We start from the raw sequence: 14,665 nt of genomic DNA on the forward strand, positions 1-14,665 counted from the left end.
GTTAACCCTCTCCGTAGGATACTGCTACAAAGTCAAAGTCCCGGGCAATGCCTGAGCCAGAACTGTTATAGAAGCGAATGGTGAAACCAGCTGCGGTGCTGTTGGTGATCCGGTAATAGTCACCGGTTGTCATGCCGTGGGCTGTAATGGCGACCATAGCGGGCGCGAGGAATGGCGTTTTATAACTGACGGGTAAACCGTTACCGGGAGCCGATACACCCGTGTGGGTTTCAGTGCGGTCAGGTACGTCCGCCACCAGACGCAAACCGTTTAATGTGCCAGCGGCTGAAGGGGTTGGGTTCGCCAGCACGATCCGCAGTTTAAACGCCCTTGCCCGGAAGTCACCTACAAAAAACTGGGTCCAGTCTGTCCATGTGGCTGCGGCGTCGGCGGGGTCGTCATTCGTGGTGGATACCTGGTACTGAAGGCCGGTTCCACCCGCCTGAGCGCCATCGAACATTTCCCAGTTGTCGATGGGGTCGGTTCGGTCGTCGATGGTGTCCCGTTCGTAGACTGTGCCGTCGCATTCCAGGTGCAGGCGGACGGTGAAGAGGGCGCCCAGGTCGAGGGGGGATTCCATGATGTAATAAGGAGGATCTGAATTTTCTTGAGTTTCCGACAACGTCAACGAGCCACCCACATCAATGACCGCCTTGTTCTTTTCTCCCGGCCAGCCGTCCGACTCGTCCCGCTCCACCACCCGATTATACCCCTTCAGGCTCGCCATATTGGACTCAACCAAGGCAGCATTTACTGACCAGAAATCAGCGGGATTCACGGCTTTTACAAGGTAGGTACCTGTTAGTAGCGGAACAGTTACCATTGAGGTGTTACCCGGCAATCTTTCCCATATAGAGTTAGCTGTTGCCCAGTTAACAGCGCTACCAATCTTCGGAGAATGTTTTACCTGAACAGATCCGCCATTGATTACGTCCACACTGGTTATTGGGTCCCAGGTTAGTTGCGCCAGTTCGCCGGTCAGCCCTGAAAGCTGCAAGCCGGTAATGTCGTCTGGTGCGGTTTCAATGCCTCTTACAGTCAGCGAGGTTTCCACCCAGCCCGATTCCATGCCGCCATTGATGGCGCGCACCCGGAAACGATAATCCCCTGCGGTCAGTCCGTTACGGCTGGCGGTGTTGGATGGCCCGGAGTACAAACCACCCCAGGCTGTCACCGACACGAGCCGGAACTCAACATCATAGGATTGTGTACGGGTGTCGTTTGCCTGCCACTTCAGTGTGATCTGAGAGGTGAAGCCGGTGCCGGTTTCCACCAGTTTCTCCACGGCGCTCAGATTGATGGGTGACGCCAGTGGGGAAACGGTAAAGCTGGTGCTGATCCAGTCGCTGAACTCAGCAGCCAGTAACGACACTGCCCGAACCTGAGCCGTAAACTGACCGTTGGCGATATTGCCAATATCCAGCCAGGTGCTCTGTACTCTGGTCGCTAATACCGTGGCACTGTTACTGTCGGTGATCACCACGTCATAACCGGATACACCCGCACTGGTGGAGCCTTCCCAATACAGCTGACCCGCCGTGGTCACATTGTCAGGCGTTTCACGGTATTGCAGGTTATCAGGGGTGTCCGGCTGACCAACGACAATGGTTGTGCTGATCCATGGGGATTGCGACCAGGTACCAATAGTCCTGACCCGTGCCTGATAACTCCCCACCGGCAATAACGACAGATGATGATAGCCCGATAATAGTGTCAGGCTCAGGACGGTTTCAGTGGTGTTGGTGTTAATGATCTCCAGCTCACTGGGCAGACCATAAGGATTCCAGATCAGTTCACCCTGCCAGGCGGTTTCGCCCGTCGTGCTAAATTTCAAATCAGAGGGGGCTGACACCGAATCGGTCACGGTAATAACCAGTGATGCCCAGGTGCTTAAATGCTCCCGCCAGCGACAACGCACCAGCGCACTGTATTCGCCCGGCGCCAGAACCGGAATAATGGCCTGTGGTGAACCAGTGACGGCGGTATGCAGTACTTCGCCCTGGTCGTTCAACAGTTCCAGCTCGCACATTTCCATACGCTCATCAGCAGACTGCCAGCTGACCAGCCCGCCGGTTGAGCCGCTGTCATCGCCAGTAAACGACAGGTCGGTCGGCGGTAACAGGTCAGCTACTTCGACATTAATTTCACTCCACTCCGACGCCAGTTGCCCGGCCCGACTGCGAACAGTGATCACGTAATCCCCGGGGGGTTGCCAGTTCAGCCAGATTTTGTGGTCGGTCGTGGTGGAGTGCCAGAGAGCATTTTCCTGTGTCCGTAACAGTTGCGTACTCTGCCGGACTTCAACTTCCCAGCTCTGGCCAGCACCGGACCAGCTGAGCTGCCCCCAATGGTTCAGGGTGCTGTCAGGAGTAAAGGTGAGCTGGCTGGGCTGTTCAACAGAAAATACGGTAATTTGCGTCTGATGCCATTGGGATGGCTCACCGAATGGCGGCACGGCACGCATTCTTATATCGTGCTGACCTTCGTCAAGACCGGTTAAGCGGCTGCTGGGAGCGGTACCTTTGCCGGCGGGTAGCCACTGGCTGGCACCGCTTTTGGTTTCGGTTTCGTAAATAATGGAGTTGGCTGGAAAACTGTCAATGCCTTCCACGTCACCAATCACTAACGCCGTCGCCGGGTAAATGCTGTTATCAACAGTGGCAGCAATGCCTACCAACATGATTTCAGGCACGTTCATCGACAGGGATTTAACGACGGCACTGGACGACACATCAAACCGATTCACGGCAGTGATGGAGATCCGGTAATCCCCCGACACCGGGTTGCTGATCACAAAAAAGCGGCTCGCCACATCACCGTTGAATTTTTCCACCCAGCTGGCGTTAACCGACTTTTCCAGCACCACACGGTATTTATACACCGATGCGGAGTGTGGATGATCCCAGGTGATGCGGGATTCCCAGACACCGTCGACCTCCAGTTCTGCCAGTACAATGTTGGATACAGGCCGACACTCTTTCGGGCTGGGTAAGTTCACATCAGGGGGCAGGATCGGCACTCGCCCGACAATATCGGTCCAGACGGTCGGGCCATCTTCCCGCAGTGTGAGTGTTACCCCATTCTCCGGGTTCAGCGCCCAGCCTTCCACCACACACTCTTTATATTCATAACCGATAGTGGGTATATGCAGTTTGATATTGCGACCCAGGAAACATTCAAAGGCGCGCATGTTACAGGGTACGGTGATGACGGGCAGGCGCGCCCGGGTAATATCGTTGGCGGCCAGTCGCTGGCACTGGTATGGGCTGTGGCAAAACTCAAGGTTCAGGTCTTTCTCCAGTTCTTCACCGTCTTCAGCCAGCATGGGTTCAGACTGGATCTTCGGAAAGTCCACTTCCTGAAACTTGGCATCCGGCCAGACGTGCTTGCCTTTGCAGGTGTTGATCAGTGAGCGCCGGTCGGGCTGAGGCTTAACGGATACATCACCAATAATGTCTTTCTCTGTCAGGACAAAATCAGCAGGGCCATTGTAAGCGCCAACCCGTAACCCGAATTTGCCATTGATGTACGTGAGCTGGCCGGCACAGGTGACGCGCATTTTGTCGATAATCTGTTTGTGTGACTCGCTGTAGTTGAACGAACCATCGCACATATAGCGGGGCTCAGTGCCTCCGTTGCCATTGCTGATGGTTTCAGCGCAGATGGAGCGGGCGACATTAAAAGACGCAAAATCTATTTCATCATCAGCGGCATTAAAGTTGTTTCTCAGATAATTCAACACGGCATCGGACGACAGCGACACACTGCCTGTTCCGTCCAGTTCGAACACAAAATTCGGCAGGCCACTGGGGAATAGTTCCTGATCGTACCGGCAACGAATATGGGCAAAACAGACGCCCTTACCGACCATATCATTGCGCCAGCTGGGCAGGTTGCGCAGTTCCGAACCGATATCATTGATAGAATTTTGTGACCCGTCATACACCCTGACATACACTTTGTCACCGTGAGATAAACCCAGAGGAATTTCCTCATCGTCCATCATCACCTTATTGACTGACTGAACTACCTTCTGTCCTGCCGGTTTGGTGTGGCCAGCCAGCGCCACGACCATGTTCAGCTCGTCCTTGTCTTTGACCTCTTCAGCAAACGTCAGGACACCACTGATCTGTGAGGTTCCGACAATACCCACCATGGGCGACGCAGCGGAACGGATGACCTGCTTCCGTTCTGCCGGTGAGGTGCTGGCGGCTCCCACCGTTGGCATCGGTGGTTTATTCAGTAGTGAAGTGGCAGCAATGGCAACAGCACCCACAGCCAGTGCAGTGCCAACGGTAATGACACCGGCGGCAGCGGCGGCACCAGCACCCACCACGGCAACAGCAGCGACAACTGGAGGCATTATTCAACCCTCCAGGCTTTGATTGCTTCGGTCACCGGAAGTGTGATTAAACCCGTTTTAGAAACCGCCCAGAGTTTGTTCCCCATTAACAGGGCTGAAGCCGGTAAACCGTTCACGTTAACCAGTGCCACGTCTCCACGACCTAAATCAGAAACGGGGATTTCTTCAAAACAGGCAGACCAGGCACCGGCTATTGTGCCGTCGCCGTATTTCCTGAGCGCACGGTAAGCACCGGTTGCTGTGGTGTAATGACCACGATAGGGCGCTGCGGCATCGATGCCGGTGATCAACAGAATGGCATCCGCAACAAAGGTGCAGCAGTCGTTTTCATGCCAGGCAAAAGGCACGTTTCGACGGGACTCTATAAAGCGAGCCAGCTCGATAACCCAGTTTTGTTTTTTCATTGTTTGGGATCAGGTGAGATCAGATGGAGTCTTTGAGAGGAATGGAGTTTTTATCACTGCCCCAGTGAATGGGGTATTCCGCCATCACGGGAACATATATAAAGAAGCGGTCGCCGGGGTGACGAGCCTGATGGGATTCATCCGTGTAGCGGTCGGCCCGGGCCTTGTCCCAGTCTTCCAGCCGGTTGGAAACGGTCAGGGTGATTTTGTTGTTTTTCCCGACCACCACACCACCGTCAGAGATAGCGCCGTGCCACAACATCTGGCTGGCTTCGATCTGGTGATCGTCATCCAGTGCCGCTAACCAGAGTTTCACCGGCTGACCGACATAGCGGGCTGACAGGGCTTCCCCCCGTACCGAATCATCAAAAGACGACAGGGTCAGGTTCAACCGGGAAGGGCTTTCGCCGTTCTGTTGTTTGATGACTGAGACTTTCCCGAGATCGCCCAGGCCTCTGAAGGTCTGACCGTTGTACTGATAGTCACCTAATCCGGAATGAACCCGGGTAACGCCTTCTTTCCAGACAATTTCAACCAGCATCAATGGTCGAACCGTAGGACGGTTAAGTGCTGCATTCAGTGCCGGGTCAATCATTGGTAGATGTCCTCCACCAGATTCAGCGTCATTGATGCGTGCAGGGGAACCCGTTTGGACTTGCCCTGTTTATCGTCACCCAGTCGCATAATGGCGTAGGTGTTGCGAACGATGACCGCTGTTCCGTTGGCGGGAGACTGACGCAAGTTCGGCTCAAATCGCAAAGAGGCTTTTCCCTCAATGTCAGCGTTGGCATCCGCCACCAGTCGCTTGAGTTCGTTATTCACCGTGATGTAATCGCCTGCCAGAAGAAAGTTCTGGTTTGGAGTGCAGCCTTTGATTTTCAGCAATCCGCCGGTCTGGTTTGCGCTATCCACCACAGGGGTTCCCTCCGCCAGTCCTCGCGGTTCAGCGTTCGTCTGGTCGCCAATGCGGAACCGTCCCGCAGCGCCCCGTAACTGGATCAGGAAGGTTTCCAGCTGGCGCAGCTCTTCCCGGTCCAGATTTTTAAACGTCAGTTGGCAGTTCCAGCTGCAGGCTGGAAATTCCAGAGTTTGGTTGGTGCCAGTGAACGGGGATGGGAATTTTCGGGTGGTGAAGACTGGGAAAAATTGCTGGCTGTTGGGAATCAGGTTTTGTGGCCAGGTGAGTGTACTCATTTATACTCCCATTGCCGTGCGAATAGGGCCGCCGGTTGTCACGTCTTCATAAACTTTGTTGTATGCCTGTTCAGCGACTTTTTCGGCAAACTGGGCGTCTGCGTCCTGTCCAGCGCCGGATTCAACCATAATTTGGGGGGAGAAGGTAATTTGCTGGATGGGTTGGTTGGCGGCTTTATTCTGACTACTGAGATACTGTTTCAGGTCCTCGTTAGTGCGAGAATCAACTACACGTTCTTTTCGTTTCAGCAGCCAGGTGCCATCTTCTGGAATGCTGTCGATGCCGTCATGTGCCATACCTGCCAGCTCTACGCCCTGAACCAACGCAGTCAGCGCGCCGGTCTTGGCAGCAGTTATTGCGACGGGACCAAGGTTGGCGGGAAACGGCGCGCTATTCCATGCTTTAGAAATTGCACCGGCACTGTTCATCAGGGTTTCTGCAATATTGTACGTCTTGGATGCAGCAAACAGCCCCTTGTAAAGTGCTGACTGCTCACCGGCAAACGCTTTGCCCAACTCTGCCAGTTCACCGTAAACCTTACCCTTGGCAGCCAGTTCCATTTGTGTTTGCTTGCGCTGGTAGTCAGCGCCCAGCTTATTGTATTTCTTGTCGATCTCCTGTTCTGCACGCCGGTGCTGATCTTTGTTGAACAGCCCTTTTTGCCGATACTCTTCAGCCTGATCAAGCTCCTGCTGTTTCTGTTCTGCCAACAGTTCCAGCTTGGTTATGTTTTGCTGCTGCAGGGTTTCCAGCCAGATGTCGGCCTCTTCCTGCTGCCGTTGCTGGTCTTCAAGTTCTTTCTGGCGCTTGGCTTCTGCGGCTGCCTGTAGACGCTCCTGTTCTGCCTGATCTTTGTCCCTGCGCTTCTGCAGGGCGGCATCGTAGTTCTGTTCGTTGGCAGCCAGGTAGGCAAGCTGTAACTGATTCAGGTTGTCATAACCCATCTGCCGAACCTGCTGTTCAGACAACACCAGTTGGTCAATTTGTTCCTTACGGCGTTCATAGGACAGTTTCAGTCGCCCTTCTTCATTAGCCAGCTGGGTTTCAAGGTTGGTTAATATTCTGGCTGACTGCTGGTGACTGGCGTCCAGATCGGCTTTGCGCTTCTCTTCTGCCTCCTTTGCCTGCTGTTCGTTGTTTTCACGAATGCGGTCTGTTTCGGCTTGTTGGGCGGCTTCCTGTGCCTGTCGTTGTTCTTCAAAGCGTTTGGCTCGCACCTGCCTGATCTGTTCCAGCTCTTTGTCAATGAGTGAGATTCGGGCTTCTGCTCCCCGTTGACGATTGCCGCTTGGGTCAAACACCAGCTCCTGAAGAAACTGTTCTTCCTCACGGCGCTTGCGCATGAGTTCAAGAACCCGCTCACCTTCTGTCGGGTCAATCATGCGACGCAGACCGTCCATGCTGCCTGCAAGCTGGTCTATCCACCACTGGGATGTTTCAGCTGCACCAGAGGTTTTACCCAGTGATTCAAGGAACTCCTGCCAACGCTGGGACAGAGTGTCCACAGAACCGGCTAATCCTCCGGCTTCCGCAGAACCGGCACCACCCACCTGTTTACGCACCTTTTCCAGAATCAACGCCTGTGCTTCAGACAGCCGGTTGGTTTCGGCCAGATCCTTAATGAGTTCTTTTTCTGACTCACTGAATGACACACCTGAACGACGCAGGGCAGATAACCCGATGGTGGGTTCTTCCAGTGCCTTGGCCAGCTGCAAAGCAGCCTGCTTGGCATCAGTCCCCATCACTGCTGCCAGATCCTGTGACAGTTCGATGGTGTCTTTAAAGATCGGACCGGATACTGACCTGAAGGTCAGCAGAACATCCTGTGCTTCCCGAATCTGTTGTGTACTGGCCAGCGTGTTCAATGCGGTGGCCCGTGCCATACCGTCCAGCTGATCGGCGGTATAACCGGCACTGCTTCCGGTGGCTTTTATAAGAGCCTGTGTTTTTAACTGCCGCTGCTCCAGATCACTAAATGCCTGCACGCCTTTGTATAATCCAGCCGTGACCGCTGCTACTCCAACACCAAAGACACCAAGAGCCAGACTTCCGGAACCAGCAAGGGAAGCGAAAGACGACATACGCCCCGCAACACCACCCAGTGGACCATCAAGCACAGCAACCGACGTAGCGGCATTGCGGAATGATGAGCTGACAGAACGATTAGTACTCACGACATTGCTTTTGGCATTGGTCGCAAACCGCTTGTTCGTCGCCATGGATCGAGCCATTGCCCGCTCATACGCCTGGTTGTCCGATATCAGGTCGATGCGGACTTTTTGTAGCGTCGCTGTACTCATAGGCGTTGACCTTTCATGGCACGAAGCATGGAGATTTGATCATCCATTGTTTGCTCGGGAACCGTTGGTGTGACGTCGTGGTAATAGAAATCAGAAGGGCGCCAGGCGCGTTTGTCCGTTCTGACCGATGGGCCATTGGCAACCAGCGCGCCAACCGTACCCATATTGTATTGATTGATGTAATAGCCCCAGGGTTCATAGTGATAAAAAGCCCACCAATCCAGATACGTCGAAAGAGGCATTTCCGGCAATTCCAGCACTTGCATCAGTGCCGCCAGCCTCATTCTGAATCGGCGGTCGGGGAGTTTCCCTCGGGCAGTTCATCCAGTCCGTTCAAGGTGATGGCTTTTTCCAGCAGTTTGGCGATGGCCTCTTGCGGTAACTCGTCAACCGCTTGTTCAATCTCATCCACTTCAGCGGCAACAGACGACTTGAGGCACAGGGCGATCAGACGGATATTCCACTGTCGGTGTTCTCTCATCTGGTCGATTCTGGAAAGCTCATCATCGGACTTTTCACGGAACATCAGGTGTTCGTTAAAGTCCCTGTCGGACAGTTCTGCCATGGTGCAGGTAGCCCCCCGGAACTCCACATCTTCGGTTTTCAGCACCGGCTTATCAAAGATCGCAACAGGCATATTAACTCCATGTACCTTCAACGGGTGCGCCGTTAAGCTTAATGGTGTAGGTGCGGTCGATATGAACACCGTCCGCTGCTGGCATTGCGGTACTGATACCCGTCACCAGCCCGGTGATTTCAAACTGGGTTTTATCCGCGTCGGGATAACGGATTTCGTAACCTTTGTCTTCGTCCTGGTCAAAGTCCGCTTTTAATAAGTTCTGACCGGCATCACCTTTTTTAAAACGCAGGATGACACTAATTTCACCGGCATCACGCAGACCTCCCTTGACGTGTGAATAGCCGTCGGTGGTGTTGTCCAGATCGTTGTCGTCTACCGTGTTACGGGTGAGCGCCAATTCTGAAATCGACACCACACCGCCCACTTTAACGGCTGTGTCGCCGTTCTTGGCGTAAAACTCACCGTTTACCTTAGTAGCCATGGTTTTTCCTCTCTGGGTTTATTGTTTAGATTTTCAGGGGCGTGGGTACTTCACCAACCAGGTCTGAACCAGTGTGCTGGGGTGACCACTTTCGAAGTCGCCCAGTTGACCGCTCTCATACAGAAAGACAGTGACTTCACCGCCAAGACTGCTACCTCGCAATAATTCAGCGGCCTGTTCTTCCATCTCATCCACACGACTGTCGCTGTTGGCAAAGTATTCAATGATCAGGCTGGACGTAACCACGGAACCGCCATCAAAATCCTGCTGGTCTTCGCTCCACTCGTCCATGTGAATCACAGCGAACTCTGCGGGCGGGTTTTCAATCTGGCGTTCTGTGTAAACAACAATGTTCAGCGGTGCCAGTGCTGCCTTAACCGCCAGTCTTATGGATTCACGTTTGCTCATAGCTGCTTATAAAGTGGGTTATAAAGTGCCTGACAGTTTTTTGGTGCGGTATTCCATTTCATGCTTCAGCAATCGTGGGTATTCGCTTTTCATTATCTGCAGCGCAACTTTTGGCGTTATGCGGTCTACATGGTGACTGATGGGTACCTTAACGACTTCAATGGGGTAACGGGCTTGAGTCTTACGCTGGAATATCTGCTCTCTGCCGCTTTTCCCACTGGCCCTGAAGGCGCTTGGGTATTTTCTGCCTACAGCGGAAAAGCCTTTTTTTAACTGACGGGGTTTTAAACTGTTCAGAGTAATGTCCCGACGGTAAGCCGTTACCCGTGCGAACTGGGTACGTGCCTTACTGCGCTTGATGTAGACCCGCTTGCGAATATGTTTAGCGGGCAGACGGGTGGCCTGTGCCACTTCACGAACAACCTTTGTTTTTATTTTTGCGGCGGTTTTATTCAGAGCCGCTGAACTGGCTCTTTTGGTTTCCTGATTGACCATACGATCAATCTTGCGATTGAGCTGGTTCATTTGCTGGTCGATGGATTGAGCCATCACACACGCCTCAAAGAGTACTTGACCATCAGCCCGTCGTTTTCCTCTTCCTTTTCAATCAGCCAGGCTTCACCGGATTCGTTTTCAATCCGGTCACCCTGATTCAGCTTTAGCACCTCAGCAGGAAAGCTGACCATACTGACCTTCCCGGTTACCTCGCCGTACTCACCAAAGCGGGCAAGGTCACGATCCAGAACGCCATTCGCTTCAATCGCTTTACTGCCTGCAGGCGTCACCGTAAAAGGTTCGCCTAACCTGATAGTCACCCGGGCGTCGACCCGGGCAACCAGACGATCAAAACGGGACATCAGCGGTTCAGCTTTACAGCTACCGATGCGTCAGCATCTTCAGCCGCAATCCAGCAGATACCAGCCGCAGTGTTACCACTGGCAGTCTTGGTAATATTGCCACCCGACGTCAGGTAAACCTTTTCACCCTGACCGATAGCGCCCGCACCTTTAGGCAGATCAAAGACACCATCCGCACGCCCCACACACAGCTCTCCAGTCATTGCGTTAGCCAGTGCCACAACCACAATGGCGCCGATCACCACCGGATCACCGGATTTAATATCAGCGGCTGCTGTAAACTCCATAGTGCCGCCGTCCTGTACATAGTTATTAGCCATGAGTTTTCCTCTTAATCGCTCAGAACGTTAGAAAGATGCCCGACCCATTTGAGCCGGGCGTTAGCCTTACTTGCCGATCTTCACGAAAGAACGGAAGTCCATGGGAGCCACGCCGGCATCGATCGCCACCTTGAACTCGGTACCGTCAACGCTCCAGCCTGCCTGTTGCTCCAGACGTGGCGCAGGGTTGCCGTCAAGGTAAGCCACTTCAATGGTGTCGTACATATCACCGGCTACCAGATAACTGTCTTCTGCAGACGCTGAATCCAGACGCGCTTCAGACACCGGGTCAACCATGTTGTAGACAGGGTTGGCGGCTTTGCTGTTGGTTTTGCTGGGGTCTGCTTCAGAGCGTAACAGAGTGCCAGCAGTGCCTTCCAGGGCCACCGGAGTCAGCAGGTAACCGGGAGCGATGTTCAGGTGAGCGTCGCCGTCTTTATGGGTACGCATGGCAGTGCGTGCTTTATCCAGATTGGAAGTGTTCAACCCTCCGGTTAGGACGTTGCTGTGGTCGGCATGGAACAGTGCCTTGCCGTCGCTCAGCTCAGGGTTGCCGGTGATAATGGCGTATACCAGATCACCCACTGTACGATGAGCCGCACGACCCATTGCCTGTGGCAGACGGGTAAACACTGACAGGTCATCATTGATAATGGCCTGACGGGTGATGGCAAACAGCTTGCCGTAAGTGGCCAGCATGATCTGTTCACCACGGTCACTGATTTTACCGTGCTTGAACTCGGCTCCTTCCGCTACCTTCTTCAGGCTTGGGAAGGTGTTCAGGCTGACACGGTTACTGGCTTTAAAGTCAGTGAGATTACCCTGACGGGTCCACTGGCCGAAGGTTTCCGGCATCTCTTCCCAGCCCCGCAGCATGGCTTTGTGTGCCACGTCAGCCAGTACACTGCCAAAGTCGCTTGAACTGTGAGTGAACGCAGCGCCCACCATGCTCATGCGATCACCGTAGCCTGCCATACTGACACCACGTTCAGTCAGTGCAGCCCGTGCCATTTCCAGCAGGCTGAATGACTTGAAGCTGTTGTCTTTCTCGGCTTTTACATCGTTAAAAACCCGGGCTTCCAGAGCATTCAGCAGGCCATCGTAAACGATACGACCGTTGCTGACGTGCGCTGTCACACTGGCAGACGGGGCGCTTGGGGTTGTGCCTTCACCCAGCCTGGCCAGCAACTTATCCTGAGCCTGCTCTTTGGTGATGGATGTGTCAGACAGGCATTCAATCAGCAGGTCATTTTGCTGATCAGCAAACGGGGCGAACACAGCTTTAATGCTGTCGTTGCGCTCCTGAACACTGGGGGCTGTCTCTTGGGTTGGTTGGTTGGCTGCAGGTGCAGGGTTGCCGCCCGCTGCCTCGGTTTCATGCGGTTTAGGCATGGTGCTTTCTCCTTTCGGGTTAGACTGAGGGGCGGCCCCCTCATTGTGGGGTTGAGGGTTTACTGACTGAAAAAAGGCTTGCGCCCTTTCAGGCACAGACTGGAACTTACTCATGGATTCGTTACGCAGGCTGGCAGCCATGGCAGGTGCTTCAAATACTTCATCCGCAAAACCGGCCTCCACGGCTTCCTGTCCGAAGTACCAGGTTTCGGCATCCATCAGTGCGGTAAGTTCTTCTTCACTCAGTCCGGTACGCTTTTGGTAGGTTGTCATCAGAGAGGCTTTTACCTGATCCAACAGGTTCGCCATATGACGAAGGTCTTCTGATTCTCCAATAGCCCCGGCAGTCGGGTTGTGAATCATGAATGCTGCTGATTCTCCGATCACTATTTTGTCACCTGCCATAGCAATAACACTGCCCATAGAAGCAGCCATACCATCGACATACACATGAACCTGAGCGCTGTCTTGTTTCAGGAGGTTGTAGATCGCCACACCCTCAAAAACATCACCGCCTGGTGTATTGAGCCTGAGCTTGATGGTATTAACGGTGCCTTTTTCTGCACGCAGGTATTTGAGCTGGTCTGATATATTGTGAGCTGTGATACCCCACCAACCACCAATCTCTTCGTAAATGATGAGTTCAGCGACCGAGTCAGCCACCATGCGAATAGTCAATTTATTTTTGGGCATCGTCTGTCGCCTTTTCTGGTTTGTCGTAGTAAGGGTCGGTATCCGTCACAAGTCCGTCTTCCCGGTTACGTTCTACTTCTTTCAGTCGCTTAGCCCTGACTACGGCAGGGTTTCGCCCTCTGGCACGAACGGCTTCAGCGTCGGTGGCGTGACCGTTGCGGACGTTCTGCTTCCATGAGTTGGACTCTTTCACCGGATCAATCCACGGCATCACAGGGCCAAGGTATTCAGCATCAAACAGTGTTCGGGCATCGAGCTCTTTCGGGGGCTTCACCAGACCCGCAGCAATGGACACACGAACCAATGCTTCCCAGCTTGGTATTGTCCAGTTGTTAATGAACTGATCCTGAAACACAGCGTTGGTGCTGGTGACGTCCACCAGTTCCTGCCGTTGGCTGGAATAACTGCCCATGTAAGTACGGGAGACAGTGCTGTAACTGCTGGCTGTACCGGCACAGGCGGCTTTCAACATGGCATCACGATAAGGCGTTAATAGTGCGCTGGGTCGATTGCTCTCAACGGTTCCGACCTCTTCACCCGCCTGCAGGTTGTCGAACACCATCAACGGACCCAGATCAAATGAACGTTCATCGTCGCCCTGATTCTGGTTATACATGGCCGGCTCACCCTTCTTGATATAAGCAGTGAGCGCAGCAGCCACCTTGGCAGCGACCTGTTCGGCGTGCTCGTAGTCTCGTAAATCACCCAGCCTCTGGATAACGGGAGCGAGCAGGGAAATCCCCCGGGCCTGACGGGAGCGACGGGTCAGTTTCAGGTGCAGGATTCGATCAGCGGGTACACGCTTGGTGTTCAGGTTCCAGTTGCCCAGAACGTTGCCGGGATGGTCTTTATAGATATGAAAGGCTGTCGGTTGCCCCCAGGCATTACGCTCAACACCGCCGACAATATTGTTCTTACTGTCGATGGTGGTTTCTGCGGGCAGGTAATCGGCTTCCAATAATTCGATAGCCAGAGGGACAGAGGTTCTGAACTGAAAGACATTAACCCGACCCTGTACCATCTGGCCCAACATATCGCCATCCCGTAACCAGCTCAGGCAGACAACCCGTTCAGCGTCTGTACGTGCCATTCCACAGGTAGTGGCAGAACGGGACCAGTCTTCATGGAGCCGTGACAACTCAGCGGCAAAGTCGGTCAGGATCTCACCTTTATTGTTCTTCGGTGCTGGTTCGATCAGTATGCCTTTGGCGCCAATAATCCCCTTTACCTTTTCGTCCAGTATGCCCGCCGCCAGGTCGTAATTCTCATCCAGCCACCGGGCTTGCTCTCTCAGGCTTTTTCCATGCAGGGCAACGGCATCACCGGAACCACTGGAGCGTTTGGTTTTACGGGTGCGGGAGGGTTGCGCCGCTTCGTGCTGTGCCAGTATGTTCAATTGAGCCCTGGCACGCAGACGGTTCAGTGCCTTCTCTGGCGCAAACGGCGCAATGATACGGTCGAGAATATTCACCAGTTGATTTTCCCGTAACTGTGACGCTTAACACCTTTCTTTGCCTGCAGGCGGCGTTCCCACTCGTGGCGCCCCTGCCGGATTTCAGACAGGTTTTCCATGGTCATACGACGCCCGTTAAACGACACGTCCTTACCTTCCAGCAAGTCCATTTCGGCCTGCAGGTAGCGGTCGATCATTTCCTGTTCTTTAGACATGAGG

At 53.7% G+C, this 14,665-nt stretch carries 15 protein-coding genes; all 15 read right to left on the reverse strand.

What is annotated here, in order from left to right:
- Position 1 precedes the first annotated feature (1 nt).
- The 15 genes from V5J35_RS08560 to V5J35_RS08630 all read right to left on the reverse strand — a co-directional run bounded on the left by V5J35_RS08560 (position 2) and on the right by V5J35_RS08630 (position 14,661).
- A complete protein-coding gene (locus V5J35_RS08560) occupies positions 2-4,363 on the reverse strand; it encodes a phage tail protein (RefSeq protein WP_354010847.1) in 4,362 nt (1,453 codons plus the stop codon).
- Entirely contained in the window at positions 4,363-4,767 is a 405-nt protein-coding gene (locus V5J35_RS08565; RefSeq protein ID WP_354010848.1) for a DUF6950 family protein, read from the reverse strand. Before V5J35_RS08565 ends, V5J35_RS08560 begins: the two co-directional genes overlap by 1 nt.
- Positions 4,768-4,786: 19 nt before the next feature.
- Complete coding sequence (locus V5J35_RS08570) at positions 4,787-5,362, reverse strand: hypothetical protein (RefSeq protein ID WP_354010849.1); 576 nt, start codon at positions 5,360-5,362, stop codon at positions 4,787-4,789.
- Positions 5,359-5,961 (reverse strand): hypothetical protein, encoded by a 603-nt coding sequence (locus tag V5J35_RS08575; RefSeq protein ID WP_354010850.1) that lies wholly within the window; start codon positions 5,959-5,961, stop codon positions 5,359-5,361. The genes V5J35_RS08570 and V5J35_RS08575 overlap by 4 nt, the downstream gene beginning before the upstream one ends.
- Positions 5,962-8,262 carry a phage tail length tape measure family protein gene (locus tag V5J35_RS08580; RefSeq protein WP_354010851.1) on the reverse strand — a complete coding sequence of 767 codons (2,301 nt, stop codon included), beginning with the start codon at positions 8,260-8,262 and terminating at the stop codon, positions 5,962-5,964. It abuts the gene before it with no gap.
- Positions 8,259-8,504: a phage tail assembly protein T gene (locus V5J35_RS08585; protein WP_354010852.1), complete on the reverse strand. Its 246-nt coding sequence runs from the start codon at positions 8,502-8,504 to the stop codon at positions 8,259-8,261. The genes V5J35_RS08580 and V5J35_RS08585 overlap by 4 nt, the downstream gene beginning before the upstream one ends.
- Positions 8,505-8,542: 38 nt before the next feature.
- A complete protein-coding gene (locus V5J35_RS08590) occupies positions 8,543-8,899 on the reverse strand; it encodes a hypothetical protein (RefSeq protein WP_354010853.1) in 357 nt (118 codons plus the stop codon).
- Between the two features lies 1 nt (position 8,900).
- Positions 8,901-9,323, reverse strand: a complete 423-nt coding sequence (locus V5J35_RS08595) for a phage tail tube protein (RefSeq protein ID WP_354010854.1) — start codon at positions 9,321-9,323, stop codon at positions 8,901-8,903.
- A 33-nt stretch (positions 9,324-9,356) separates the two neighbouring features.
- Positions 9,357-9,731, reverse strand: coding sequence for a hypothetical protein (locus V5J35_RS08600; RefSeq protein WP_354010855.1), 375 nt, complete (start codon positions 9,729-9,731; stop codon positions 9,357-9,359).
- Positions 9,732-9,749: 18 nt separating this feature from the next.
- Positions 9,750-10,280 (reverse strand): phage tail protein, encoded by a 531-nt coding sequence (locus V5J35_RS08605; protein ID WP_354010856.1) that lies wholly within the window; start codon positions 10,278-10,280, stop codon positions 9,750-9,752.
- On the reverse strand, positions 10,280-10,588 hold the full coding sequence (locus tag V5J35_RS08610; RefSeq protein ID WP_354010857.1) for a head-tail joining protein: 309 nt from the start codon (positions 10,586-10,588) through the stop codon (positions 10,280-10,282). Before V5J35_RS08610 ends, V5J35_RS08605 begins: the two co-directional genes overlap by 1 nt.
- Entirely contained in the window at positions 10,588-10,908 is a 321-nt protein-coding gene (locus tag V5J35_RS08615) for a DUF2190 family protein (protein WP_354010858.1), read from the reverse strand. The genes V5J35_RS08610 and V5J35_RS08615 overlap by 1 nt, the downstream gene beginning before the upstream one ends.
- A gap of 66 nt (positions 10,909-10,974) precedes the next feature.
- On the reverse strand, positions 10,975-12,993 hold the full coding sequence (locus tag V5J35_RS08620) for a ClpP-like prohead protease/major capsid protein fusion protein (protein ID WP_354010859.1): 2,019 nt from the start codon (positions 12,991-12,993) through the stop codon (positions 10,975-10,977).
- Complete coding sequence (locus tag V5J35_RS08625; RefSeq protein WP_354010860.1) at positions 12,980-14,464, reverse strand: phage portal protein; 1,485 nt, start codon at positions 14,462-14,464, stop codon at positions 12,980-12,982. Before V5J35_RS08625 ends, V5J35_RS08620 begins: the two co-directional genes overlap by 14 nt.
- Complete coding sequence (locus V5J35_RS08630) at positions 14,461-14,661, reverse strand: hypothetical protein (RefSeq protein ID WP_354010861.1); 201 nt, start codon at positions 14,659-14,661, stop codon at positions 14,461-14,463. The genes V5J35_RS08625 and V5J35_RS08630 overlap by 4 nt, the downstream gene beginning before the upstream one ends.
- Between the last annotated feature and the right edge of the window lie 4 nt (positions 14,662-14,665).

The sequence above is a fragment of the Endozoicomonas sp. NE40 genome (assembly GCF_040549045.1).
GTDB classification, from domain to species: Bacteria; Pseudomonadota; Gammaproteobacteria; order Pseudomonadales; family Endozoicomonadaceae; genus Endozoicomonas_A; species Endozoicomonas_A lisbonensis.